General features: G+C 56.2%; 24 protein-coding genes. 18 read left to right on the top strand and 6 right to left on the bottom strand.

The window, feature by feature from the left end; all coding sequences use genetic code 11:
• Positions 1-2: 2 nt before the first annotated feature.
• Positions 3-761 carry an SDR family NAD(P)-dependent oxidoreductase gene (locus C8D90_RS16400; protein WP_115459549.1) on the bottom strand — a complete coding sequence of 253 codons (759 nt, stop codon included), beginning with the start codon at positions 759-761 and terminating at the stop codon, positions 3-5.
• Between the two features lie 125 nt (positions 762-886).
• Between C8D90_RS16400 and C8D90_RS16395 the strand changes: the two genes are divergently transcribed.
• Complete coding sequence (locus C8D90_RS16395) at positions 887-1,795, top strand: LysR family transcriptional regulator (RefSeq protein WP_115459548.1); 909 nt, start codon at positions 887-889, stop codon at positions 1,793-1,795.
• A 48-nt stretch (positions 1,796-1,843) separates the two neighbouring features.
• Here C8D90_RS16395 and C8D90_RS16390 read toward each other — a convergent pair whose 3' ends face one another.
• Positions 1,844-2,752 (bottom strand): LysR family transcriptional regulator, encoded by a 909-nt coding sequence (locus C8D90_RS16390; RefSeq protein WP_115459547.1) that lies wholly within the window; start codon positions 2,750-2,752, stop codon positions 1,844-1,846.
• A 315-nt stretch (positions 2,753-3,067) separates the two neighbouring features.
• Here C8D90_RS16390 and C8D90_RS16385 point away from each other — a divergent pair, with 315 nt between their 5' ends.
• The 8 genes from C8D90_RS16385 (at position 3,068) to C8D90_RS16350 (ending at position 12,935) form a co-directional block, all read left to right on the top strand.
• Positions 3,068-3,709, top strand: a complete 642-nt coding sequence (locus C8D90_RS16385; protein WP_115459546.1) for a hydrolase — start codon at positions 3,068-3,070, stop codon at positions 3,707-3,709.
• 52 nt (positions 3,710-3,761) lie between these two features.
• Entirely contained in the window at positions 3,762-4,307 is a 546-nt protein-coding gene (locus C8D90_RS16380) for an antibiotic biosynthesis monooxygenase (protein WP_115459715.1), read from the top strand.
• 23 nt (positions 4,308-4,330) lie between these two features.
• Positions 4,331-6,199 carry an amidohydrolase gene (locus tag C8D90_RS16375; RefSeq protein WP_115459545.1) on the top strand — a complete coding sequence of 623 codons (1,869 nt, stop codon included), beginning with the start codon at positions 4,331-4,333 and terminating at the stop codon, positions 6,197-6,199.
• Positions 6,200-6,382: 183 nt separating this feature from the next.
• On the top strand, positions 6,383-7,975 hold the full coding sequence (locus C8D90_RS16370) for an ABC-F family ATPase (protein WP_115459544.1): 1,593 nt from the start codon (positions 6,383-6,385) through the stop codon (positions 7,973-7,975).
• 128 nt (positions 7,976-8,103) lie between these two features.
• Positions 8,104-8,610 carry a serine protease inhibitor ecotin gene (eco, locus tag C8D90_RS16365; protein ID WP_115459543.1) on the top strand — a complete coding sequence of 169 codons (507 nt, stop codon included), beginning with the start codon at positions 8,104-8,106 and terminating at the stop codon, positions 8,608-8,610.
• 818 nt (positions 8,611-9,428) lie between these two features.
• Positions 9,429-11,531, top strand: coding sequence for a pyruvate/proton symporter CstA (gene cstA / locus C8D90_RS16360; RefSeq protein ID WP_115459542.1), 2,103 nt, complete (start codon positions 9,429-9,431; stop codon positions 11,529-11,531).
• A 103-nt stretch (positions 11,532-11,634) separates the two neighbouring features.
• Positions 11,635-11,832, top strand: a complete 198-nt coding sequence (locus C8D90_RS16355; RefSeq protein ID WP_115459714.1) for a YbdD/YjiX family protein — start codon at positions 11,635-11,637, stop codon at positions 11,830-11,832.
• A 41-nt stretch (positions 11,833-11,873) separates the two neighbouring features.
• Complete coding sequence (locus C8D90_RS16350) at positions 11,874-12,935, top strand: CobW family GTP-binding protein (RefSeq protein ID WP_221810508.1); 1,062 nt, start codon at positions 11,874-11,876, stop codon at positions 12,933-12,935.
• Positions 12,936-13,427: 492 nt separating this feature from the next.
• On the opposite strand, the gene C8D90_RS16345 is transcribed toward C8D90_RS16350, so the two are convergent.
• Positions 13,428-13,967, bottom strand: coding sequence for a fimbrial protein (locus tag C8D90_RS16345; RefSeq protein WP_115459541.1), 540 nt, complete (start codon positions 13,965-13,967; stop codon positions 13,428-13,430).
• Between the two features lie 545 nt (positions 13,968-14,512).
• Here C8D90_RS16345 and C8D90_RS16340 point away from each other — a divergent pair.
• The 8 genes from C8D90_RS16340 (at position 14,513) to uhpT (ending at position 21,702) form a co-directional block, all read left to right on the top strand.
• A complete protein-coding gene (locus C8D90_RS16340; RefSeq protein WP_115459540.1) occupies positions 14,513-15,013 on the top strand; it encodes a type VI secretion system amidase effector protein Tae4 in 501 nt (166 codons plus the stop codon).
• Positions 15,013-15,450: a type VI secretion system amidase immunity protein Tai4 gene (locus C8D90_RS16335; RefSeq protein WP_115459539.1), complete on the top strand. Its 438-nt coding sequence runs from the start codon at positions 15,013-15,015 to the stop codon at positions 15,448-15,450. Before C8D90_RS16340 ends, C8D90_RS16335 begins: the two co-directional genes overlap by 1 nt.
• 384 nt (positions 15,451-15,834) lie before the next feature.
• The gene (locus tag C8D90_RS16330) at positions 15,835-16,644 is read left to right on the top strand and encodes an SDR family oxidoreductase (protein WP_115459538.1); all 810 of its coding nucleotides are present in this window, start codon (positions 15,835-15,837) and stop codon (positions 16,642-16,644) included.
• A gap of 10 nt (positions 16,645-16,654) precedes the next feature.
• Complete coding sequence (deoC, locus tag C8D90_RS16325; RefSeq protein WP_115459537.1) at positions 16,655-17,341, top strand: deoxyribose-phosphate aldolase; 687 nt, start codon at positions 16,655-16,657, stop codon at positions 17,339-17,341.
• 10 nt (positions 17,342-17,351) lie between these two features.
• Positions 17,352-18,164 carry an HAD family hydrolase gene (locus tag C8D90_RS16320; protein WP_115459536.1) on the top strand — a complete coding sequence of 271 codons (813 nt, stop codon included), beginning with the start codon at positions 17,352-17,354 and terminating at the stop codon, positions 18,162-18,164.
• An 8-nt stretch (positions 18,165-18,172) separates the two neighbouring features.
• On the top strand, positions 18,173-19,219 hold the full coding sequence (locus C8D90_RS16315) for a zinc-dependent dehydrogenase (protein WP_115459535.1): 1,047 nt from the start codon (positions 18,173-18,175) through the stop codon (positions 19,217-19,219).
• A gap of 3 nt (positions 19,220-19,222) precedes the next feature.
• Positions 19,223-20,269 carry a galactitol-1-phosphate 5-dehydrogenase gene (locus tag C8D90_RS16310; protein ID WP_221810506.1) on the top strand — a complete coding sequence of 349 codons (1,047 nt, stop codon included), beginning with the start codon at positions 19,223-19,225 and terminating at the stop codon, positions 20,267-20,269.
• A gap of 23 nt (positions 20,270-20,292) precedes the next feature.
• Positions 20,293-21,702 (top strand): hexose-6-phosphate:phosphate antiporter, encoded by a 1,410-nt coding sequence (gene uhpT / locus C8D90_RS16305; RefSeq protein ID WP_115459533.1) that lies wholly within the window; start codon positions 20,293-20,295, stop codon positions 21,700-21,702.
• 16 nt (positions 21,703-21,718) lie between these two features.
• Here the strand turns inward: uhpT and C8D90_RS16300 are convergent, their stop codons facing one another.
• On the bottom strand, positions 21,719-23,104 hold the full coding sequence (locus C8D90_RS16300) for an aminotransferase-like domain-containing protein (protein WP_147291379.1): 1,386 nt from the start codon (positions 23,102-23,104) through the stop codon (positions 21,719-21,721).
• Positions 23,105-23,316: 212 nt separating this feature from the next.
• The gene (locus tag C8D90_RS16295; RefSeq protein WP_115459531.1) at positions 23,317-23,820 is read right to left on the bottom strand and encodes a PadR family transcriptional regulator; all 504 of its coding nucleotides are present in this window, start codon (positions 23,818-23,820) and stop codon (positions 23,317-23,319) included.
• Between the two features lie 229 nt (positions 23,821-24,049).
• Between C8D90_RS16295 and C8D90_RS16290 the strand changes: the two genes are divergently transcribed.
• On the top strand, positions 24,050-24,823 hold the full coding sequence (locus C8D90_RS16290; protein ID WP_115459530.1) for a siderophore-interacting protein: 774 nt from the start codon (positions 24,050-24,052) through the stop codon (positions 24,821-24,823).
• Between the two features lie 86 nt (positions 24,824-24,909).
• Here C8D90_RS16290 and C8D90_RS16285 read toward each other — a convergent pair whose 3' ends face one another.
• The gene (locus C8D90_RS16285) at positions 24,910-26,031 is read right to left on the bottom strand and encodes a ribosomal protein uL16 3-hydroxylase (RefSeq protein ID WP_115459529.1); all 1,122 of its coding nucleotides are present in this window, start codon (positions 26,029-26,031) and stop codon (positions 24,910-24,912) included.
• Positions 26,032-26,243: the final 212 nt, after the last annotated feature.

Here is a 26,243-nt window from a genome sequence, read left to right as displayed (position 1 = left end):
CGTTACAGGAACATACCGCCGGAGGCTTCGATACGCTGGCCGTTAATCCAGCCGGCCTCATCCGACAGCAAAACCGCCACCGCGCCGCCGATGTCGTCCGGCAAGCCTGCCCGGCCCAATGCCGTTTGCGCGGCGACGGCGCTGTTGATCTCTTTGTTGTCGCGCACCCTGCCGCCGCCGAAATCGGTTTCAATCGCGCCCGGCGCCAAAACGTTAACCCGGATACCACGTGCGCCCAGTTCTTTGGCCTGATAACGGGTCAGGACTTCCATTGCCCCTTTCATGGCCGCATAGGTGCCGGAGCCGGGCATCGTAAAGCGCGCCAGACCGCTGGAGATATTAAGGATGCTGCCGCCTTTGGCGATGTGCGGCAACAGCCGCTGAGTAAGGAAGTAGGGGCCTTTGAAGTGAATCGCCATCAACTCGTCGAACTGCGCTTCGGTGGTTTCTTCGAACAGCACGTAATGACCGATACCTGCGTTATTGACTAAATGGTCAATGCTGTCGCGCTGCCATTCCGCCGCCAGAAGCTGGCGCAGCGCATCCACAAAAGCGGGAAAGGTTTGATGCTGCCCGACATCCAACTGCAGCGCTGCGCCCTTCACGCCGGCCTGGCGGAGTTGCTGCACGACGTCGTCGGCTTCCTGCCGCTTGCTGCGGTAAGTGATGATGACATCGGCCCCATGGGCGGCCAGATGTAATGCCATGCTTTTACCCAGGCCGCGGCTGCCGCCGGTGATCAAAACCAGTTTATTGCTCATGTCAGACTCCTCGGGGTGAAGAACGGAAAACGGAATAAGCTTATTGGTTGTTCATGGCGTGATAAACTCGTCTTATATGACAACACTGTTCAAATTATAAGAACAATACAGGAGAGCAATTCGCTATGGACAAAATCAGTGCGATGCAAATCTTTGTAAGCGTAGCCGAACTCTCCAGCTTCAGCCGGACCGCGGAGGTCATGGGGCTGCCGAAAGGAAGCGTGTCCGGGGCGGTGTCGCAGCTGGAAAATCAGATGGGAACCCGGTTGCTGCAGCGCACCACGCGGCGGGTGGCGCTGACGCAGGATGGTCAGATTTGTTATGAGCGCTGCAAGTCGCTGCTGGCCGACATGGACGAGCTGGAAGGCATGTTCCGCGCCAACGACATGCCTGTCAGCGGCCGCCTGCGGGTCGATATGCCGGGCAGCTTCAGCCGTAACCTGGTGGTCTCCGCGCTGCCTGCGTTTCTTGCAGCGCATCCCGCCCTGGAACTGGAGCTGAGCAGCAGCGACCGGCGGGTAGACCTGATTCATGAAGGCTTTGACTGTGTGGTGCGGGTTGGTGTGTTACAGGATTCCGGGCTGATTGCGCGCCCGCTCGGGATGCTGAACATGGTGAACTGCGCCAGCCGGGACTACCTTGCCCGGCACGGCGTGCCGCAGACGCCGGCGGATCTGAGCGCTCACCGTTTGGTGCACTACATGAATGCGCAGGGCGCGGCGGATCGGTTTGAGTATCTGGAGGACGGCGGGGTAAAGTCCGTCGGGGTGCCCGGCGCGCTGGCGGTAAATAATACGGAAACGTACACGGCGGCCTGCCTGGCGGGGTTGGGCATTATTCAGGTGCCGTTGAGCGGGGTGAAGGAATACCTTGCCGAAGGTCGCTTGGTTGAGATTCTGCCCGGCTATCCGCCGCCGCCGATGCCGGTTTCGCTGGTGTACCCGCACCGGCGCAACCTGGCGAAACGGGTACAGGTGTTTATGGAGTGGATAACAGCGTTGGTAAAACAAAATTATGTGACGACGCAGGCGTGATGCGCCGCCACGGAATACCGGTGTTTTCCGGTACAGGGAAGGCGCGGGTTACGTTTTGTCGTACAGCGACTTCACCATTTCGCAGGCGAGGATCTGATCCCGCCACCAGCGCGCCGCCAACCCGTCAGACAGGTTATTCCAGCCAAGAAAGGCGATGTCTTTTTGCTTAAACGACACCGTCTTTTTCTCCACCAGCGAGCCGTTGCGCAGGTAGGTTTCCACGGTGTGACGCGGCATGTAGCCGCAGCCCAGCCCGGAAATCAGCGCCATGAGCTTGCTGTGAAAATCGTACACCACCATGCGCTCCTGGTCGTCGAGGCAGTTATAAGAGAACGGGGCGCTGTGGCGGGCGGTGTCGCCGATGACGATGGCGCGGTGGCTGCGGAGCTGCTTGTTGTCCAGCGGATCTTTTTCCTTCGCCAGCGGGTGCGCCGGGGAAACGACGAACACGTTGTCGAGCATGCCCAGCATTTTGAACGAATACCCGGAGTAGCCGGGCGGCTCGTTGATGGCGCCGAGAATGATGTCCGCGCCGTTGTGCGTCAGTTCCTCCCAGGAGCCGGCCAGCGTCTGATGGCTGAAACGCAGCCGGGTCATGGTGTTCAGCCGGTAAAATTGCTCAATCATCGGCAGCAGCAGATGAAAGGGGAATGAGCCGTCCAGGGCGATCAGCAGCTCTTTTTCCCAGCCGGACTCCATCTGTTCCGCATGCTTTTCCAGATCCCGCGCGGCATTTAACAGGGCGCGTCCTTTTTCCAGCACCATCTTACCGGTTTCGGTGAACTTGGCGCGGTGGCCGGATCGGTCAAGCAGTTGGATATTCAGGTCGCTTTCCAGCTTTTGCACCATGTAGCTCAGTGCGGCAGGAGTTTTGAAGAAGGATTCTGCGGCGGCCGCGAAGCTGCCATGCTTTTCCAGGGCATCCAGGATTTGCAGAACATCCAGGTTTATACGCATATGACAAGATAGCTCCGGTTCTCACCTGTATCCCTGGCGAAAGATGACGGTAAATTCCTCTATATAGCGGGTAAAATAGCGCACTTAGTGAAAAACATCGACCTTTCCTTTTCCCCTTCCCGGCATTCTTCATTTTTTCTTCTACACTTTACTGGCCGGGAGGGCGCAAGGCTGTGTCCGGTGGTTAGCATAAAAAACTTTAATAAGTTGTTAGAAATTTCCCGCTATCGTTGGGATAGCAGGGCGGATAGGATGTCACGTGAGCAATATGGTGGCGCAAGTCGCTATTATCTTAATGATTATTAAGGATTAATTATGTCCATTCGCGAACTCATCAATCCCACGAACTCCACGTTGATTTTTATCGATCACCAGCCGCAAATGGCTTTCGGCGTGGCGAATATTGATCGCCAGTTGTTAAAGAACAACAACGTGGCATTGGCGAAAGCCGGTAAGATTTTTAATGTACCGACCATTTACACCTCCGTCGAAACCAAGAGCTTCAGCGGTTACATCTGGCCGGAACTGCTGGCCGTTCATCCGGAAATCACGCCGATTGAGCGTACCTCTATGAACTCCTGGGAAGACGCCGCGTTCGTTAAAGCCGTGAAGGCAACCGGACGTAAAAAACTGGTCATCTCCGCCCTGTGGACCGAAGTCTGCCTGACCTTCCCGGCGCTGATGGCGCTGGACGAAGGTTTTGAAGTGTACGTCGTGACCGACACCTCCGGCGGCACCTCAGTCGATGCGCACGAACGCGCCATTGACCGCATGGTGCAGGCCGGCGCGGTGCCGGTAACCTGGCAGCAGGTTCTGCTGGAGTACCAACGCGACTGGGCGCGCAAAGACACCTACGACGCCGTGATGGATCTGGTGCGCGAACACAGCGGCGCCTACGGCATGGGCGTGGATTACGCGTATACGCTGGTACACGGCGCGCCGCAGCGTAAAGCCTGACGGAAGACGGAATGAAGGGCGGGGGTATCCCGCCCTGATGGAGTTCGGGCAGATGGCCGATAAAAGCAACACCATCACGTTAGTGATAACCCACACATTGCAACCGGGGCAGCATCAGGCCTATGAGCGCTGGCTGGAGCGTATCATGCCGGAAGCGCAAACCTTCCCCGGCCACCTCGGCGTTAACGTTATTCGTCCTCATAAGGAGGGCAATACCTATAACGTCGTCATTCGCTTCGACACCCTGGAACACCTCTACGCCTGGACGCAGTCTGACCGGCGCAAGCAACTGGTGGATGAAATCGCGCCGTTGCTGGCGGCGGATGACCACATTGAAGTACGCACCGAGGCGGCGTTTTGGTTTACGCCCCCGGAGCCGGACGTAAAACGGCCGGCAAGCTGGAAACAGTTTTTAATTACCCTGCTGGTGATTTTCCCCAGCACCAACCTGGTGCCCTGGATCACCGCAAAACTGTTCCCTTCAATGGTCGGCACCCTGCCGCTGCATTTTATTAATGACGCCTTCGTTGTCGCCCTGGTGGTCTGGCTTTGGATGCCGGTTATGACCCGGCTGTTTGCCCGCTGGCTCAAAGGGTAAATTCTGAATAATGAGGAAGTCTCATGTCTCAGCACGCATCACTGATATTAACCAACGGAAAAATTCACACGCTTGATCGCCAGAATCCGTTGGCGCAGGCGGTCGCGATTCGCGACGGAAAAATTCTGGCGGCCGGTTCCGACGCGATGGCGATGTCTTATGCCGGCGAAGGCACGCAGGTCGTTGATCTGAAAGGGCACACCGTAATCCCCGGCCTGAACGACTCGCATCTGCATCTGATCCGCGGCGGTCTGAACTACAACCTGGAGCTGCGCTGGGAGGGCGTGCCGTCGCTGGCGGATGCGCTGCGCATGCTGAAAGAACAGGCGGATCGCACGCCGTCGCCACAATGGGTGCGTGTCGTGGGCGGCTGGACGGAATTTCAGTTCGCCGAACGCCGCATGCCGACGATTGATGAACTTAACGAAGCCGCGCCGGATACGCCGGTATTCGTGCTGCATCTCTATGATCGCGCCTTGCTTAACCGCGCGGCGCTGAAGGTGGTGGGATACACCAAAGACACGCCTAACCCGCCGGGCGGCGAAATCGTGCGCGACGGTAACGGCAACCCCACCGGGATGCTGATCGCCAAGCCTAACGCCACGATTCTGTACGCCACGCTGGCGAAAGGGCCGAAGCTGCCGCTGGAACAGCAGGTCAACTCCACGCGCCAGTTCATGCGCGAACTGAACCGTCTGGGCGTGACCAGCGCCATCGACGCCGGCGGCGGTTTCCAGAATTACCCGGAAGATTATCAGGTAATTGAGCAACTGCATGCGAATAAGCAGATGACGGTACGTATCGCCTACAACCTGTTTACCCAGCGGCCGAAACAGGAGCTGGAAGATTTCCAGTTGTGGACCGACATGCTGAAACCCGGCCAGGGCACCGATTTTTACCGCAGCAACGGCGCGGGCGAAATGCTGGTGTTTTCCGCTGCGGACTTTGAGGATTTCCTCCAGCCGCGCCCGGATCTGCCGGAGGGCATGGAGCAGGAACTGGAGCGGGTGGTGCGCCATCTGGTCGCCAACCGCTGGCCGTTCCGCCTGCATGCCACCTACAACGAATCGATCAGCCGTATGCTGGACGTGTTTGAGAAGGTTAATGCCGAGATCCCGTTTGATGGCCTGCACTGGCTGTTCGACCACGCGGAAACCATCACCGAGCGTAATATCGAGCGCGTAAAAGCGTTGGGCGGCGGCATTGCGGTACAGCACCGTATGGCGTTCCAGGGGGAATACTTCGTCGATCGCTACGGGAAGGAGGCTGTGAAGCATACGCCGCCGGTCGCCAAAATGCTGGAGATGGGCGTTCCCGTCGGGCTGGGCACTGACGCCACCCGCGTTGCCAGCTACAACCCGTGGACCGCGCTGTACTGGCTGGTTTCCGGCCGTACCGTGGGCGGAATGCTGATGTATGACGACAGCAACCGTCTGGCGCGCGACGTGGCGCTGGAGCTGTGGACCGCCGGCAGCGCCTGGTTCTCCAGCGAACAGGGTAAGAAAGGGCGCATTCAGGCCGGGCAACTGGCGGACATGGTGGTGTTGTCGCAGGATTACTTCTCGGTGGACGAGGAAGCGATCAAGGGCATCGAGTCGGTCATGACGCTGGTGGACGGCAAAGTCGTCTATGCTGCGGGCAGCTTCAGCCCGCTGGCGCCGCCGCCGATCCCGGTGCTGCCTGAGTGGTCGCCGGTGACGAAGGTGCCGGGCCACTATCGCGCCGCGCCGCCGGCCAGCGCGAAGGTTGGCATGATGGCGCAGGTTCACCAGTGCTGCGGCCCGTGTGGCGTACATGGTCACGCGCATGACTTCGCCCGCGGTTCCTCGATGCCGGTTTCCGATGAAGGCGCATTCTGGGGCGTGTTAGGGTGCTCGTGCTTCGCGTTTTAACCGGCGGATAAACAACCGTCTGTAGCAGGCAGGGGAAGGGGAAAACCTTCCCCTGTTTTTTTGTCTCTGTTTCAAGGCAGGTTGCAGGTGATTGATTTTTAACCGGGTGTTAACCGGAGGGCATTTCTATCGCGATCTGTGTCATAATGTGATGAAAATCACGAACAATGCAGAGAAAACGCAGTGCTGACAAGTAACAATATCACCATGCAGTTCGGCAGTAAGCCGCTGTTTGAAAACATCTCCGTCAAATTTGGCGGCGGTAACCGTTATGGCCTGATCGGCGCCAACGGCAGCGGGAAGTCCACGCTGATGAAAATCCTCGGCGGCGATTTGGCCCCGACTTCCGGTAACGTCTCCCTTGATCCCAACGAACGTCTGGGCAAGCTGCGCCAGGATCAGTTTGCCTTTGAAGAGTACAGCGTGCTCGACACGGTAATCATGGGCCATGAAGAGCTGTGGGCGGTGAAGGCGGAGCGCGATCGCATCTACGCCCTGCCGGAAATGAGCGAAGAAGAGGGCTACCGCGTCGCCGATCTGGAAGTGCACTATGGCGAGATGGACGGCTACAGCGCCGAAGCGCGCGCCGGTGAACTGCTGCTGGGCGTGGGCATTCCGCTGGAGCAGCATTACGGCCTGATGAGCGAAGTCGCGCCGGGCTGGAAACTGCGCGTGCTGCTGGCGCAGGCGCTGTTCGCCAACCCGGATATTCTGCTGCTCGACGAACCGACCAACAACCTGGATATCGATACCATCCGCTGGCTGGAAAACGTGCTCAACGAGCGCAACAGCACCATGATCATCATTTCCCATGACCGCCACTTCCTGAACATGGTTTGCACCCACATGGCCGATCTGGACTACGGCGAACTGCGCATTTATCCCGGCAACTACGACGACTACATGACCGCCGCCACCCAGGCGCGCGAGCGTCTGCTGTCGGACAACGCCAAGAAAAAGGCGCAGATTGCCGAGTTGCAGTCGTTCGTCAGCCGCTTCAGCGCGAACGCGTCCAAATCCCGCCAGGCGACCTCCCGCGCCCGCCAGATAGATAAAATCAAACTGGACGAAGTGAAGGCTTCCAGCCGTCAAAACCCCTTCATCCGCTTTGAGCAGGACAAAAAACTGTTCCGCAACGCGCTGGAAATTGAAGGACTGACCAAAGGGTTCGATAACGGCTCGCTGTTTCGCAACCTGAAGTTGCTGCTTGAGGTCGGGGAGAAAATGGCCGTGCTGGGTACCAACGGCGTGGGGAAAACCACGTTGCTGCGGACCCTGCTGGGCGAGCTGACGCCGGAAAGCGGCAGCGTGAAGTGGTCTGAAAATGCCAGTATCGGCTACTACGCACAGGATCATGCCCATGAATTTGACTGCGATCTGACGCTGTTTGAGTGGATGAGCCAGTGGAAGCAGGAAAATGACGATGAGCAGGTGGTGCGCGGTTACTTGGGACGCCTGCTGTTCAGCCAGGACGAGATCAAAAAGCCGGTGCGGGTACTTTCCGGCGGAGAGAAGGGTCGCATGCTGTTCGGGAAACTGATGATGCAGCGGCCGAATGTTTTGATCATGGATGAACCGACTAACCATATGGATATGGAGTCCATTGAATCCCTTAACGCCGCGCTGGAACTTTATCAGGGAACGCTGATATTCGTTTCTCACGATCGGGAATTCGTCAGCTCGCTGGCGACGCGAATTCTGGAAATTACGCCGGAGAAGGTGATCGACTTCAGCGGTAATTACGAAGATTATTTGCGCAGCCAGGGCATTAATTAAGGGATTGATGATTTCCGCCGTGACTACTTTTCCTGTTAACGGCGGAAAATGGGATTATATCCATAAAGGTTCATTAATTGACGTGTTAGATTATGCCACTGAATATGATTAACTTCCGGAAAGTGATGATGAAAAAATATACCACGGTGCTCTCGATGATCTTATTAACCGCCTCTGCCGGCGCATTTGCCGCTGAATCCCAGGTCGATCCCAGCACGCAGCCGCTGGAAAAAGTCGCGCCTTATCCGCAGCCGGAAAAGGGCATGACCCGTCAGGTTATTTATTTGCCGGCGCAGGAAAATGAACATGACCTGCGCGTGGAACTGGTTGTGGGTAAAACGCTGGAAGTTGATTGCAACCGTCAGATCCTGGGCGGCCAGATGAAGTCGGAAACGCTGTCAGGCTGGGGATATGACTATTTTGTCCTGGAGAGCGTTTCCGGCCCGGCGTCTACCATGATGGCCTGTCCGGACGGGAAGAAAGAGTCACGTTTCGTGCAGGTGAACCTCGGCGACCAGGCTATGCAGCGCTATAACAGCAAGCTGCCGCTGGTGGTGTATGCGCCGCAGGGCGTTGAGGTGAAATATCGCATCTGGCGTGCGGATGCAGAGCTTCAGGCAGCACAGCAGAAGTAATCACTGCATATCCTTATCGTATAACCGGTTTATGTCTGTGGGCATAAACCGGTTTTTTATAGCCCTGTCCCCGCTATTATATTTTTCTTATTTTTGTTTATTTCTTATTATCTTTTGACAGTTTTATCCTATATGCGTAAACGCATAAATTACCTTATACTGGTGAACCTTTTGTGCGTTATTGAGAGCACTTGCATGAGCAATGTCACTCCCCTGAAACGGCATACCGATTTATCTCAAAAACATCGGCCTGCTGCGCCAAAGCCTGTATCCCGCCTCACCCGCGGGGCGATTGCGTTGCTCGTGAGCCTGGCGCTTATGCTTATATTATTATGCACTATGGCGGTTTGGGTGATTTATGATCAGCTGTGATGGAATAATAACGGCAGATAAAATATGTATTAACTAAAATAAGTATATTCTTATTTTCCTTAAGCCATAATACATATTCTTCCCTCTGGTCTCCGCTCACATCCATTCACGTTATCTATGATGAGTTTATAACCTGCCCGTGACGGTAACTCCTTATCGTTAATATGGACTTTCCCTCTGTTATCATTTATTTAGATTAAAAAATGAACACCTGCGGTTACGGCCGGACAATACCGTTATGGAATGAATAACTGTGACTGTGTCTGACATTCCGGGCTGAATTTTTTTCAGAAAATTCCCCACTCAGTGATCTGAGTATCATTCTCAGCATTTTATGCCACATTCTTTCGCAGAATAGCGATACTCAATTTGTCAGAAAGGGGCAGTTTGTTATAGACATGAGAACGTTTATATCTCTGGTTGTAACTAAAAATAATGGGACAATTATGCAAACGAAAGGAAAACACTTCATCTGGGCTCTGTTGGCCATACTCGGCGCGTTTGCGCTGGGCTATGTGGCCCTGAGCCGTGGTGAGAAAATCAACGCACTGTGGATTGTGGTTGCCGCAGTGTGTATTTATTTGGTGGCTTACCGCTACTACGGTTTGTTTATCGCCAAGAAGGTTCTGACGGTAGACGCAACGCGCATGACGCCGGCGGTACGTCATAACGACGGGCTGGACTATGTGCCCACCGATAAAAAGGTGTTGTTCGGCCACCACTTCGCCGCAATCGCGGGCGCGGGTCCGCTGGTCGGGCCGGTGCTGGCGGCGCAGATGGGCTACCTGCCCGGCATGCTCTGGCTGCTGGCCGGGGTGGTGCTGGCGGGGGCAGTGCAGGACTTCATGGTGCTGTTCGTTTCCACCCGCCGCGACGGCCGTTCGCTGGGTGAGCTGGTGAAAGATGAAATGGGCAACACCGCCGGGGTTATCGCGCTGGTCGCCTGCTTCATGATCATGGTGATCATTCTGGCCGTACTGGCGATGATCGTCGTGAAGGCGCTGACTCACAGCCCGTGGGGAACATACACCGTTGCCTTCACCATTCCGCTGGCGCTGTTTATGGGGGTTTATACCCGCTATATCCGCCCCGGTCGTATCGGCGAAGTGTCGGTTATCGGCCTGGTATTCCTGGTGTTCGCCATCATTTCCGGCGGCTGGGTTGCGGAAAGCGAAACCTGGGCGCCGTACTTTGACTATACCGGCGTTCAACTGACCTGGATCCTGGTGGGTTATGGCTTCGTGGCCGCCGTGCTGCCGGTATGGCTGCTGCTGGCGCCGCGTGACTACCTCTCCACCTTCCTGAAAATCGGCACCATCGTTGGCCTGGCGATCGGGATTCTGATCGTACGCCCGATGCTGGAAATGCCGGCGCTGACCAAGTTCGTCGACGGCACCGGCCCGGTATGGGCAGGCGACCTGTTCCCGTTCCTGTTCATCACCATCGCCTGTGGCGCGGTGTCTGGCTTCCATGCCCTGATTTCCTCCGGCACCACGCCGAAGATGCTGGCTAACGAAAACCAGGCCTGCTTTATCGGTTACGGCGGCATGCTGATGGAGTCCTTTGTGGCGATCATGGCGCTGGTTGCGGCCTGCGTTATCGATCCGGGCGTGTACTTCGCCATGAACAGCCCGATGGCGGTATTGGCGCCGGCGGGAACCGCCGACGTGGTGGCCTCTGCCGCTGCCGTTGTCAGCAGCTGGGGCTTTGAAATTTCACCGGATACCCTGAACACCATCGCCAGCGAAGTCGGCGAGCAGAGCATCATCTCCCGTGCGGGCGGCGCGCCGACCCTGGCGGTAGGGATGGCGTATATTCTGCACGGTGCCCTGGGCGGCCTGATGGATGTCTCCTTCTGGTATCACTTCGCCATTCTGTTCGAAGCCCTGTTTATCCTGACCGCAGTAGACGCCGGTACCCGTGCCGCGCGCTTCATGCTGCAGGACCTGCTGGGCGTATTCGCGCCGTCGATGAAGAAAACCGACTCCCTGCCGGCTAACCTGATAGCCACCGCGCTGTGCGTGGCGGCGTGGGGTTACTTCCTGCATCAGGGCGTGGTGGATCCGCTGGGCGGCATTAACACCCTGTGGCCGCTGTTCGGTATCGCCAACCAGATGCTGGCGGCGATGGCGCTGATGCTGTGCGCAGTGGTACTGTTCAAGATGAAGAAACAGCGTTACGCCTGGGTGGCCCTGCTGCCGACCGCGTGGCTGCTGATTTGTACCCTGACCGCCGGCTGGCAGAAAGTGTTCAGCCCGGATGCTAAAGTCGGCTTCCTGGCCGTGGCTAACAAGTTCCAGGCGATGATCGACAGCGGTAACATTCCGGTGCAGTACACCCAGTCGCAGCTGGCGCAGTTGGTGTTCAACAACCGTCTGGATGCCGGCCTGACCCTGTTCTTTATGATCGTGGTCGTGGTCATTGGCTTCTTTGCCCTGAAAACGGCGCTGAAGTCACTGCAAACCGATCAGCCGACGGCGAACGAAACGCCGTATGAGCCGATGCCGGAAAACTATCAGGAAATCGTATCCGGCGCGAAAGCGCACTGATACTGATTCGGGCGTCATGCCGGCGGGCGGTGAAATGCCGTCCGCCGGCATGTTGCATCAGAAACGATATGCATCAGAATCAATCGTACCGGGAGAAAGGAATATGTTTGATACACTGGCTAAAGCCGGTAAATATCTCGGACAGGCCGCCAAACTGATGGTGGGCGTGCCCGACTACGATAACTACGTGCAGCATATGCGCCTGACGCATCCGGAGCAGACGCCGATGACTTACGAGGAATTTTTCCGCGAGCGCCAGGATGCGCGTTACGGAGGCAAGGGCGGTATGCGTTGCTGCTGACGCCGCCGGAAAGGATGCCGTTTAATCACTGAGAAGATGTTATGCAAGAAGAAATGCTTTCCAGCCCGCCGCTGCCGGTAACGATCCTGACCGGTTTCCTCGGTGCGGGCAAAACGACCCTGATCAACTACCTGCTGGCTCATCACGGCGATCAACCTCTGGCGATTCTGGAAAATGAGTTCGGCGCGGTAAACATCGACGGCGGCCTGCTTAACCGCGGCGACAACGTCAGCGTTGTGGAACTGAGCAACGGCTGCGTGTGTTGCAGCGTGCGCGGGGAATTCACCGAAGCCCTGACCGAACTGCTTGATCGTCGCCTGCGCGGCGAACTCAATTTTGAACGCCTGATTGTCGAAACCACCGGACTGGCCGATCCCGCCCCCATCATTCAGACCTTTTTCGTCGATGACCGTTTACGCGGCGAACTGATGCTGGACGCGGTGATTACGCTGGTTGACGCGGAACATATTCTGAAGCAGTTGGATGAACACCGCGTGGCGGCGTCGCAAATCGGCTTTGCCGACCGTATTCTGCTGACCAAGGCGGATCGGGTCGGCACACAGGAAAAAGAGCGGGTTCTGCAACGCATCGGACAGATTAACAACAAGGCAGATGTCTTTGAAATCATTCAGGGCGTTTGTCCGGCCTCATTATGGCTGGATATCCGTGCGTTTGAACTGAGCGACGATGTTTCGGTGCGTGAAGGATTTCATATCGTCAGCGCCAGCCCGGCGCAGCCCGTGCGTTTTCAGCCGTTCCGTGCACAGGAAGAGGCAGGGCAGTCGTGGAATGACGATATCCGCGCCCATGTTTTTGAAGCCGGATACCTGGACCTCAAGCGCATCGGCGCCTTTATGGAGCAGACCATTGAGCGCTATGGCAACGACATGCTGCGCTACAAGGGCGTGCTGGCAATCGACGACCAACCGCAGCGCCTGATCGTGCAGGGTGTACACAAGGTGGTGGGATTTGATTACGGCTCAGCGTGGGGGGCGGAAGAGGCCGTTGTTTCCCGCCTGGTGATTATCGGGCGCCAGCTTCCTGCCGAAGCGTTACAGCAGGCGTTTATGCAAACGCAGGCGGGCAGCCCGTCCGCATCTTAATGCTCCCCGCCGTGGCCGCTTTGCGGCTGCGGCATCTGCACCTCCGCGTTTATTCCCGTCATTTATTCCTCTTTTTTAGAATACGTTTTGGAATGTGTATTAATCATACATTAATGGGATCGTTGGCGGCTTCCGGTTATTAAAACGTTATGTTTGTAGTACAAAAAACATCGTCTGATTATTGTACTGAGTCGTGATTTATTGTGTTGGTTGTTTGGTTAGAAATATTAATAAATCAGGTGGGGATGTTGAAGGTAACCTACTAAAAAAGAAAAAATACCCCTCCGGAGAGGGGCGAATAACATAAGGTTATAGTAATGAAGTAAACATAATATCAGATAGTTCTTTGACTTGTAAGATCAATGTTTGTCCGGATGAATAAATAAGAAAATGTGACAAGAAAAGTACTAAAAAGATAGGAAAATAATGGACAAAAAAAAACGGGCCGGATAAACCGGCCCATACATTTCAGGTATTTTTGGGAAAACCCGATTAATCGTAAACCACGGTGAACGTGGCGCTGGAGTTAGCTACGCCGGCAACGACGGTGCTCTGGGTTGAAACATAGCGCGCGCCGAATTTGAAGTAGTTGTTACCGGCGGCCAGCGTCAGGGAATCAGAAGATTGATACAGCGGCAGGATAGTGTTGCTTACGGTCTGGTTAACCAGCTGAACACCCACGCCGGTAGCAACGCCGCTGACCTGGGTCAGAGCGAGAACGTTGCTATCGCCGTTGTCGGCGTTACCATCAAAACGGACGTGTGCCGGTTTGCCGAGCACGGAAACCGGGCAATCTTTCAGTACGATCTGGAACTGCTGCAGTGAGGAAACATTTCCCTTCGCTCCTTCCATAGAAGCACGGGATACGCTGCCCAGATTAACGGTTAACGCGGAACCAGGAGCGGGGTCAACGTTACAGACTTCAGTGGTGATAGCACCGTTGAAATGAACAGTACCGTCTGCAGCAAAAGCGTTGTTTGCCGCCAGAATTACTGCGGAGGTAAATAAAGTGGCAATCAGGTTTTTCTTCATTTATTGATATTTTCCGTAACTAATACTTATATTCCATTAGCGCTTCACTGCCGTGAAGTACCTTCCCTTTTTTTATTCCATGACGATTCCTGTCATGGCATAGCTGATGCAAATAATACCAAACACCAACCAGTGCGAATAATTATATCAATGATTACATTGGGAAATAAGCAGATACGGCCTTGTGATATTTCCTGTTTTTTCAGGAGGTGGGCGGGTTTGTTAAGTGTTGGATGATTTATTTTTTATTATCCAGTGGATAATCCGGAAAGATAAATAAAAGTGGCGGATATTCTTAAATTAATCAGCCTGGAGCATCCGTAGCAGAGAGGAAATATTTTTATGAAAGCGCAGTGAAGAAAAAGAAAAAACCGGCGAATTCCTAAATTTTGTTTGCATCCTGTTGTCTGTGAGGGTGAAAGCACTGCGTATGCATGATGCGGCGCGCGAATTCAGAATGTTTCATATGGAGACGATTTAAGCATATAGGGTAGTATCAGGTTAGATCTTAACCATTTTATGCGTTCATTAAGCAAGGATATGAAATGGCCAGACCCTCTTTTGCCGATGCCTGGAGCGCTTCCCTGCGTATTTATGACCCCGCCGATCCAGCCGCCAAAGTGGCGGAGGTTGTCGGGGGATACGTGGAGAAAAATATCAATCATTCCGACCCCAACCAGCGCTGGAGCAATACCTGCGCGGTGCGCATGAGCTATATACTGAATGAAACAGGCGTGCGTATTCCCCGCATCCGGGGTAAAACGGTATCCGGGGAAGATAAGCGGCAGTATTTCTTTCGTGTCCGCGATCTTATCGTATTTCTGAAGGGACAATGGGGGCCGCCGGAAGTCGTCGAATATCCGCCGGAAGACGGCGGGGTTCTGGCCGGCAAGAAAGGCCTGATCCTGTTTGAAATTTCCGGCTGGAGCGATGCGCTGGGGCATGCTTCGCTGTATAACGGCGAGCTTTGTTACGACAACTGTTATTTCAACGACCCCATGGCGAATTATCGTACCGAGCGGGCAAACTTTTGGGAGATGACGTAATGAAGCGTCGGGCGGGACTGTTTATTTTGGCCGCAGCGTTGGTTTCGTTTTCCGCCGGCGCGCAGGAGAACGTACATTCTCCTGAGGCGCCGGCGCGCAGTTATGGGCAAAACTATAAAGATATGGTGCTGGCGACCTGCGTTGCTCAGGCCTATCAGGCTGACCCTGGTGCGGCGACGGATGCGGGCAGCAGCGTCAGCGCGCTGCGCGACTGGACCTACTACGACATGGAAGCCGCGCCGGACGAAATTAAAGCGCTGGTTGATGCGTACCTGGCCCGAAACTATTTTAATCCGCTCGCCGAGGCTGAGGTGAAGGGGGTTAAGTTCGCGATGCTGAAATGCCTGGATCTCTACCACAGTAAGGCGTTGGATGAGCAGGTGAAGAAGCTGGTGATTAATCCGCAGCACAGCTACCGGCAGGATAATCCGCGCTAAACAGCAGCGGCGCCCGCCAGCGGGCGCCGTAAGTACATAGCTTTTCCCTTTGCCTCCCTGACAACGCGGGTAATGTAACGCGCAAGCGTACCTGCGTTGTGTCCGATGCGATTGGTTAGCGTTGTCTTTTAACTAAATTTAATGGTTTTCGTTGGTTGTTTCACCGTGGGCAGCGTCGGCCCCTGATTAGCTCTGCTCACCGGCAATGCCCCGTCCTCTGCGATAGCGCAGCGTTCCACCCGCCTCACTCATACAATCCAATCTGGTCGCCCTTTTTTGCCAATCTGGTGCTTAATCCGCCATATCCCCCTTGTTAAGGTCAGTGACAGAACAACGCCACCGGGCGTTACGTACTGACAAAAATGCACTAACGGAGGATTCATCATGAGCGGAAAACTGGAAGGAAAAGTCGCGCTGATTACCGGCGGCGCCTCAGGTATCGGGGAAGCGATTGCCAAAACTTACGTCAAAGAAGGCTGCAAGGTCGCGCTGCTTGATATTGATGCGCCGCGTCTGGCGAGCGTCGCCGATGAGATTGCCGGGCTGGGAGGCGATGTCATTTCCATGGTGGTTGATGTGGTTGAAGAGCAGGCCGTCATCGATGCCTTCCGCCAGACCGTTGATCGCTGGGGCCGGATCGATCTGGTCGTTAACAGCGCAGGGCGCGATTCTCTCTCTCCGCAGATTTCGGAAACCACCCTGGAAGAGTGGCACAAGACCATCGGCCCGAACCTGACCGGCGTGTTCCTGTGCTGCCGCGAAGCGTTCCGGGTAATGGAGAAGCAAGAAAGCGGCGGACGCATCATGAATATCGGCTCTTCATCGGCCCGTATGGCGTCTTGTCCGGGGCACAGCCCTTACCGCGCTTCCAAGCACGGCATGATGGGGCTGAGCAAAAACATCCTGCTGGAAGGGATGGATAAAAATATCGGCGTCACGGTCATTAACCCTTCACACGTCAAAACACCGATGACGGAAGTGCTCGACAGCGGCGTTTACGACGGCGGCAAAGTGCATACCGACGGCTGGCTGGACGAGAAAGAGCTGCGCGAAGGCATTTACAACAGCTGCATCGACGTCGAGAACGTCGCGGAAATCGCCCTGTATATCGCCACCCGCACGCCGGATGTGACGGTCCCGACCGTGGCGTTCTACCCGACGCACAAAGCCCATCGCTACGGCATGGAAGTCTAGGAGAACCAACATGAAAAACATGACGGCGGCCCGCCTGGCCAAATATTTCGACCATACGCAGCTGAAAGCCTACGCCACGCAGGACGACTTCCGCGTGCTGTGCGCGGAGGCGAAACAACACAACTTTATGATGGTAGCGATCAACTCCGCCCCGGTTGCCGCGTGTAAGGCGCTGCTGGCGGGAACGGACGTTCACGTCGGCGCCGCCATCAGCTTCCCGCTTGGGCAAACCACCATCGCGGTGAAGTGTTTTGAAACCGAGCAGGCCATTGCCGAGGGTGCCGATGAGATCGACTACGTCATCAATATCGGCAAGCTCAAAGAGGGGAACTACGCCTGGATTGAGGAAGAGATGCGGGCGATCGTCAGCCTGTGCCGCGCGGCGGGCGTGTGTTCGAAGGTGATTTTCGAGACCTGCTACCTGACGAAAGACGAGATTGTCCGGGTGGCGGAAATCGCCAGAGACGTGAAGCCCGACTTCGTCAAAACCTCAACCGGTTTCGGCACCGGCGGGGCGACGGTGGAAGACGTGGCGCTGATGAAGAAGGTGGTGGGCGACGCGGTGAAGGTGAAGGCCTCCGGCGGCGTACGCGATCTCGACACCTGCCTGGCGATGATCGAAGCCGGCGCAGAGCGGATCGGCAGTTCCAACAGCGTGGGCATCCTTGAGGAATTCAGGCTGCGCAACCCGCAATAAGGAGCGACGTATGGCGTTAAAAATGGTGGTAACGGATCTTGACGGCACCCTGCTGACGTCGGCGGACACCTTGTCCCAAGCCTCCGTTGACGCTTTCGTCGCGCTGAAAAAGCGGGGGATCCTGCCCGTCGTGGCGACGGGCAGGATGTACCGGGAGGCCAGCTTCGCCGCCGGGGCGATCGGTGCTACCCGTTTCTTTATGGGCATGAACGGCGCGCAAACCCTCGACTTACACAGCGGAGAGACGATTTACGACCAGGCGCTCAGCGCGCAAGCGGTACGTGACATCGTGCGGGTTCTGGATGAGCTGGCGGTGTTTTACCAGATTTATACCCGCGATCGTGTTTACGTCCGTCCGTACTGGATGGACAACCTGGCGGCATCCGGCATGAAGGCGGAATACCTCCGCCGCTTTGCGGCAGGTATTTTGCCGTTTACCGATAGCGACGCGCTGCGGGCGGTAAAGCTGTTCATCCTGTGCCGGGAACGTGAAAAGCAACAGCGCCTGCGGGCGTGCCTGGCGGCGCTGCCCGCCATCTCGCTGGTGGCTTCCCATCATCATTACTTCGAGGTGCTCCCCCGCGGCCTGAACAAAGGCGTGGCGCTGCGGCATCTCTGCACCCGCCTTGGCATTGCGCTGGCGGAGGTCGCCGCTATCGGCGACAGCGATAACGATCTTGAACTGTTGTCCGGGGCCGGCGTCGGCATCGCGATGGGTAATGCCTTTACCCGGCTGAAAAACATCGCCGATCACATCGTGCCGTCCAACGACGAAGACGGCGTGGCCTATGCCCTGAACGAGATAATTCCACGGTATTTATGAGGTATTCCATGAAAGCAGCTTATTTTTACGACACCGGCGATATCCGGGTAGAAGAAACGTCCGTGCCGCAGGCGGCGCCTGACGAGCTGGTGATCAAAATGAAGGCCAGCGCCATTTGCGGTACGGATTTGCGTATCTTCAAATTCGGCCACTTTAAAATTCCTGCCGGCGAGCGCCGGGTACTGGGGCATGAAATTGCCGGCGAAGTGGTGCAGGTGGGTACGCAGGTAGAGAATTTTAAGGTCGGCATGCGTGTGGCGCTGCCGCCCAACGTCGGCTGCGGCTCCTGCGCCATGTGCCGCAAGGGGTTCACGCAGCTCTGCCCGACCTATGAAGCGTTCGGCATCAGTTATGACGGCGGCTTCCAGGAATACATCCGGGTGCCGGGGAATGCGGTGCGCCGCGGTAACGTCGTGCCGGTTCCTGAAGGCATCTCTTGGGAAGAGGCGGCGATGGTGGAGCCGTTCTCCTGTGCTTACCACTCTTATAAGGCGTTGAATATTCGTCCGGGCGACAGCGTGGTGGTGATCGGCGCGGGTCCTATCGGCGCCTGTCATGTGCTGATGAGCCGGTTGGCCGGTGCGTCGCGGGTGATCGTGGCTGACGTGCAGGACAGCCGCCTGGCCGGAATGAAAGCGCTGGGCGCGGACGCGGTGATCAACTCCGCCACGACCGATCTGCGTACGGCGGTGATGGCGGAAACCGGCGGCGAGGGGGCATCCGTGGTGATTACCGCATGTTCCGTGCCGGAAGTGCAGGCAGTTGCGATGGAGATCGCCGCGACCCACGGCCGCATCAACCTGTTCGGCGGCATGCCGAAAGGGAAAGAGATCGTGCCGCTCAATACCAACCTGATTCATTACAAAGAGCTGACCGTACTGGGCACCACCGGTTCCAGCATCAATGATTACTGCGAGTCGATGGCGCTGGTGGCCGCAGGACGGCTTTCGCTGCTGCCGCTGGCGACCGCCCGTTTCACCATTGACGAAATCAACGACGCATTCCGCTACGCCCTGTCGGGTGAAGGCATGAAGGCGCTGGTGGTGGAGGGATAAACCATGCAACGAACGACGATGAAAGCCGCCGTGCTGCATGCGCCGGCGGACCTGCGGGTGGAGGACGTACCCGTTCCCGGTTACGGGGCGGATGAGGTTCTGGTTCAGGTGAAAGCCGCAGGGATCTGCGGCTCCGACATTGACCGGATCATGACCACTGGCACGTACCGCTTTCCCACCATTCCGGGGCATGAGTTCAGCGGCGTGGTGGTGGAGACCGGCAGCGGCGTTACGCAGTTCTCACCGGGCGACAGGGTGGCGGTCGCCCCGATTTTACCCTGCTTCAGCTGTGATTTTTGTCAACAGGGCGATTACGGGCTGTGTGATCATTATAACTACCTCGGCTCCCGCACCGACGGCGGGTTTGCCGGCTATGTCGCCGCGCCGGAACGCAACCTGGTGCGCCTGCCGGACACGGTGGATTTCGCCTGCGGCGCCCTGGTGGAACCTGCTGCGGTGACCCTGCACGGCATGATGCGGGCGGGGATCCGGGCCGGCGACAGCGTGGCCGTGCTGGGCTGCGGCGCACTGGGGCTGTTCGCCATTCAGTTTGCGCGCATCCTGGGCGCTACGCGCATCGTTGCGACGGATATCGCGCCGGATAAACTGGCGCTGGCCCGTGAGGTGGGGGCAACGGAGGTCATTAACGCACGCGACGCCGATCCGGTTGACGCGATTTGCGCTCAGGGGATGGCCGACGTGACGGTGGAAACCGCCGGCGCCCCCGTTACGCAGGTGCAGGCGCTGAAGGTGACCCGTAAACACGGACGGGTGCTGTACCTGGGTACGGCCCATGCCGACGTGGTTATTCCGCCTGCGGCGTTTGAACATATCGTTCGCCGCGAGCTGACGCTGACCGGCTCCTGGAACTCCTTCTCCGCCCCTTTCCCCGGCCGGGAATGGCCGGCGGTCGTCAGCTATATCCAAAGTGGTGCATTACTAACAAAACCTCTGATTACCCACACCATTTCGCTTGACGAACTCCCCCAATTCATGAGGGATATGAAGAACCGCGCAGTGGTCTACAACAAAGTGATCGTAGAACTATAACAACGATATGCGAGGAACATCTTATGGCTCTTTTTGCACTGAGAAACTACCGTGACCCGTCCATCAGCCTGGCGGAACAACGCCGCCAGTGGGGCGTTCAGTTTTTGAAAGCCTTTCTGGCGGTGTTTCTGGGGTACATGGCGATGTACCTGATCCGAAACAACTTTAAGGCCGCCGGGCCGATGCTGAAAGAACAGCTTGATATGACCACGACGGAGCTGGGGCTGATCGGCCTGGGCTTCTCCATCACCTACGGCGGGTGCAAGGCATTGGTCGGATTCTATATCGACGGTAAAAACACCAAGAAGTTCCTCGCCGTTCTGTTGGCGCTTTCGTCCTTGTCCGTGCTGGCGATGGGGCTGGTGATGAGCTTCTGGGGTTCGCCGATCGGCATTCTGATCACTCTGTGGGGGCTGAACGGCCTGTTCCAGTGTGCCGGCGGGCCGGCATCCTATTCCGCGCTGACCCGCTGGACGCCGCGGGTTAAACGCGGCCGCTATCTCGGCCTGTGGAATATGTCGCATAACGTCGGCGGCGGGTTGGCCGGGGCGCTGGCGCTCTGGGGAGCCAACGTCTTTTTCGACGGCAACGTGGTGGGCATGTTTATTTTCCCCTCAATTATCGCGCTGGTCATCGCGGGCGTGACTTATTACCTGGGCAAAGGGGATCCGAGGGAGCTGGGCTGGGGCAGGGCGGAAGAGATCTTCGACGAGCCGGTGGCGGAGATGGATCGCCATGAGAGCGAGAACAAATGGCAGATTGTCAAAAAGCATGTGCTGCTGAACCCGTTCGTCTGGATCCTGTGTATTTCTAATATCTTCGTTTACGTTATCCGTATCGGCGTGGATAACTGGGCGCCGCTCTACGTTTCCGAGCAGTTCAACTGGTCGCGCAGCGACATGGTTAACACCATCTTTTACTTTGAGATGGGGGCGCTGGTCGCCAGCCTGTTCTGGGGCTATATCTCCGACCTGCTCAAAGGGCGGCGGGCCATCGTGGCGGTGGGCTGCTTCATCCTGATCATTTTCGCGCTGATGAGCTATCGCTACTCAACGTCCGTCTTCATGATCAACGCCTCTCTGGTCGCGCTGGGGCTGCTTATCTTCGGCCCTCAACTGATGATCACCATTGCGCTGGTGGACTTCGTACCGAAAAATGCCGTCAGCATGACCACCGGACTTTCCGGCTGTTTTGCCTACCTGCTGGGGGACTCCATCGCCAAGGTGTATCTGGCGATGATCGCCGACCCGGAGAAATCAGGCGTCAGCTTCTTTAATACTACGCTGCACGGTTGGCATGACGTATTCGTTATTTTCTACTGCTGTGTGTTCTGCGGCATTGTACTGTTGTCCATCGTGGCGTTTGCCGAGGAGAAGCGGATCCGGGCGGCGAAAAAGGCGGCGGTAAGCCAGGAAACAGCGACGCAGGCTTAATTATGTTGGCTGCGCCTCAGCGGGCGCAGAGTTGGCTCAGGCGGCGGATCAGGGCTTCGGTATTGCTCAGGGAATCCGCCGCACAATACATATAGAGCGAGCTGGCGAGGGATTCGTCCAGCGCGTCCAGAGGAAGCAGGCTGATTTGCCCGTCCTGCATACGTATCACGCTACCCGCATCTACCGGAGCGTTCAGCGTGATCAGCCGGCTGACGCCGGGCATTCCGCGCCATACGGCTCTACCACTCAGATGGCGGGTCAGAATCGCTTCAATTCCCTGATTACGTTCCCATACCTTCTCTTTCAGCGTGCCGAGATAGCGGTCATAGGCGCCGGATCGCAGCATTTCTTCGGCATAAATCTGAATTAAGTTACTGATCCTTGGCTCGACCTGAGACTTCACCTCCAGCAGCCGTTTGATGGTATTGCGCGGGGTGATGATCCAGGCCAGGCGCATGCTGTGGCCGATGGTATTGGTAAAGGTGCCGACATAAATCACGTTGGCTTCGCTGCCCGGATAAGAACGCATGGGCGGCGGCGCGTCAAACAGGCCGCGCATGGCGTCCACTTCGATAATCGGAATATCGTGTTTACGGCACAGCGCAAACTGGGCCTGCTTGTTGGCTTCGCTGGTCATGTGGCAGGTGGGCCAGTGGGCGAGCGGCGTGGTCAGAAAAAAAGCGTGACGGTGCCGGGCGATATGGTGTTGCAGCACCTCCGGCGGAATGCCGTCGGCGCACATCGGCAATGGGATTGCCGGCGCGCCGGGGCTGGTCAGGATGGATTCGTAATATCCCGGCGCTTCGTATAACACCGGGGCAAAGCGCCCGAAGAAGGCGCAGGCGATGATATAGAGCGCGTTGGAAATTCCGCTGGTGATGATGATTTCTTCCGGCGAACAGTCAATTCCCAGGCTGCTTTTGAGATGTTCCGTCAGCAGTTCGCGCAGTTGCAGAAAGCCGATATCGTCATAGTTCATAAAGTCGGCGCCGGCGATTCGGTGCGCAACGGCTTCCGACACCTCCATCAGCGGCGTCTGCGGGGAAAAATCCATACCGGGCCACATCAGCAGGCTTTTGCTGTAGGCGCCGCCATGCGCTTCCAGCGCGTCATCCCTGGCGCGCGACTGCCTGGCCTTATGAATAATCAGCGGCCAGTCAATGCCCGGCGCTTTCAGGCTGGATACGGCACGGGCTTTCTCCCTGATGGCGATCACGCCGTCGTCCGCCAGCACGTTGAATGCTTCGACCACGGTAGTTTTACTGACGTTAAGCAATGCGGCGATATTACGTTGTGACGGGAGTTTATGGCCGGTCGGCAGGCTCTCAAGGTATTTTTTAATACTGCACGCCACCTGCAGATACAGAGGCATTTCCGTATCGGGATTGACGGGGGTTAGCACGTAACGCTCCTTGCAGTGGCGGGCCGGATGGCTGCTGATACCTTATAGTATCCGGTTTTTGGGGCCGTTTACGTTTTGTTCGCCAGAGTGTGATCTCTGGCGAGAATCGCGTGATATTACCGGATCAGATTTTGATCTTAAGTGTGATTTGGCGGAGCCGCCGGGCTGCTCAACGCTGCTGCTTTTCATATTAATCAGAAACAACGATCAAACTAATCCAGCTGGGAGATCTCCAGCGCTGCGCGATCGATAATGCCGACAATCTGTTTGAGTTGAGCATCGCTGAGCGCTTCCTGATTGACCCTCAGGTCTAACACCGCTTTGAAATTTTCCAGTGCACGCTTCATTTGCGGGTTTTGACGCAGCTTATAGCCGGCCATACGGGCGTTAAGCTTTTGCTTAATGTGGTCGAGATGCGCCTGGTGTGCAGCAAGCCACGTTATTCCCTCTGCGGTAATGGTGATTTTTTTGCGTCCGCCGTCTTCTTCTTCAATCCGGATCAGGGCCTGATCCTGTAAAAGATCCAGGGTCGGATAAATGACGCCGGGGCTTGGCGCGTAGTTGCCGTGCGTCAGTGCTTCAATTTCCTTAATTAATTCATAGCCATGACTGGCGTTACGGGTCAGGATATCGAGGATAACCAACCGCAGTTCGCCGTGACCGAAGAAGCGCTGACGACGCCCGCTGCTATGTTCACTACCATGATAATGTTGCATCGTTTACTTTTTGATTAATCAGATATAACTATTTGTATCTAATCTATATCGTAAATTTGGATTTAGCAATGACTAGCCTGCGCAGAAAGTCTTTTCAGGCCCGTCATGTGATTTAGCTTTTTTTGCTTTTGCTAATTAATTTCACGGAAAAGTGTTGCTTTACGGCTAATCATCAATGATTATCATTTACCAAAATTAGATATATCTGCTCGTGTGGTAAAGGTGAACTATGACGACTGTGCCCAAAGAAAAAAAGTATCCGCAGCGGGTACGTAATGAACTCCGTTTCCGTGAACTGACGGTGTTGCGTAGTGAACGCGTTGGTAGCGCCTTTCAGCGTATTGTTTTAGGCGGTGATGCGTTGGAGGGCTTTTGCTCCCGTGGTTTTGACGATCATACCAAACTTTTCTTTCCCGAACCGGGCAGCCACTTTACCCCGCCAGTGGTGACGGATGAGGGCATCGTCTGGGGAGAAGGCGTTCGCCCGGCAACACGGGACTACACGCCGCTTTATGACGCAAAACGCCATGAGCTGGCGTTTGATTTCTTTATTCATGACGGCGGTATCGCCAGCACATGGGCTATGAAGGCCGCAGCCGGCGATACGCTGACGATTGGCGGTCCGCGCGGTTCACTCGTCGTGCCGGAAGATTATGCCTGGCAGCGCTATGTTTGCGATGAGTCCGGCATGCCTGCGCTACGCCGGCGCCTGGAGGAACTGGCCCGTTCCGGATGCCGTGCAAACGTGAAGGCGATCGTTTCAGTCGCTGATGCGGCTAACAAAGACTATCTGTCGCATCTTGACGGCGCAGACATCGTGTACGTTGAAGAGCATGACGGGCAATCCGTAGCGGCGATGTTGCAGGCGCTGGATGTGCCTGACGATGACTATTTTATCTGGATCACCGGCGAGGGGCAGGTAGTGAAAAACCTTGCTGCCTGTTTTGACGGCCGGAATGTTGATGAGCGCTTACTGCGGGCTGTCGCTTATTGGCATGCGTGATGGTATGAGGCATTTGCGGTGAGTCAAATAGCAAGAAAGCCGGTCTGAAAAGAGCGGCTTTCTTGTTTCATCGGGTGATACAGGCGTTATTCGTCGAAGAACCAATAGCCCTGATTCACCAGCCCGGTGAGTTCCGCCATAAATGCAGGGTTGTTCAGGGCGTTGCCCAACTCTTTCTTGCTGATGAAGGCGTAACGGCACAGCGCGTCGGCGCCGTGCGCATCGGCCGCTTCCATCTGTTCGCTGTTAACGTAATAGCCATCACCGACCTGCAATACCCGAAGCCCGTTCAGGCGCGTGAGAACCTGACCATCCATCAGCGCGTCAACGATCTCGCCCTGTTCGTAAGGCGGCTCTGCCGGCGCGATGTCGAGTTCGTGGCGCGGCGTTGTGACGAAACGGCCAAACCACTGTTTGAAATCGTCCGGCTGATTAATCATATCGACCATCATTTTGCGCAGGCGCTCAAGCTCGTAATCCTCTACCCGGCCCGGATTTTCGCGGCTGATTAAATCCGGATCGCTGTAGTGCTCGCCGCCGAGGTCATTTTCCAGGGCGTAGTCGGCAAAGCTGCTGATTAAATCCCTGCCGTTCGGCCCGCGAAAGCCGATGGAATAGTTAAATGCCGATTCATAGGTTAAACCGTCGTGCGGGAATCCCGGCGGGATATACAGGATGTCGCCCGGTTCGAGTTCTTCATCAATGATCGGTTCAAACGGATCGACATGCAGCAGCGCCGGATGGGGGCAGAACTGACGCATAGGCAGCTTGTCGCCGACGCGCCAGCGGCGGCGGCCCATTCCCTGAACGATAAAGACATCATATTGGTCGATGTGCGGCCCGACGCCGCCGCCCGGTACCGAGAAGGAGATCATCAGATCGTCCAGCCGCCAGTCCGGCAGCGCACGGAACGGGCGAACCAGCTCAGCGGACGGCGCATGCCAATGGTTAACGGCCTGGGCCAGCAGTGACCAACCGGTTTCTCCCAGTCCGTCAAAATCTTCAAACGGTCCGTTGCTGGCCTGCCATTCGCCATTGATGTGGCTGACCAAACGGCTGTCAACCTCCGGCTCCATCGCCAGGCCGGCCAACTCGTCCGGCGTAATGGGATCGACGAAATCAGGGAAGGCATTCTTTAATACAACGGGTTGTTTTTGCCAGTATTTCTCTAAAAATTCGGGCCAGTTAAGGTTCAGTTGATAAGCCATGGTTGCACACCAGTGAGAAGGTAAATGGGTTTGATTATAGGGAGGCTGATGGAAGGCGTGCTTTGTTATTGGTCAAGGAGTGTGTTGATGGCGGGCTACCGGGTGTGTTAATGATACGCCCGGTTTTCAGGTGATTGGTAATAACGTTAACGACATCGTTATTTCCTCAGGAACAGAGTGCAGCGTAAGAAGACTCAATAAAATAAATTCTC

The organism is Enterobacillus tribolii (assembly GCF_003363015.1).
Taxonomy (GTDB): domain Bacteria; phylum Pseudomonadota; class Gammaproteobacteria; order Enterobacterales; family Enterobacteriaceae; genus Enterobacillus; species Enterobacillus tribolii.
This window is presented reverse-complemented; position numbering and strand designations above follow the sequence as displayed.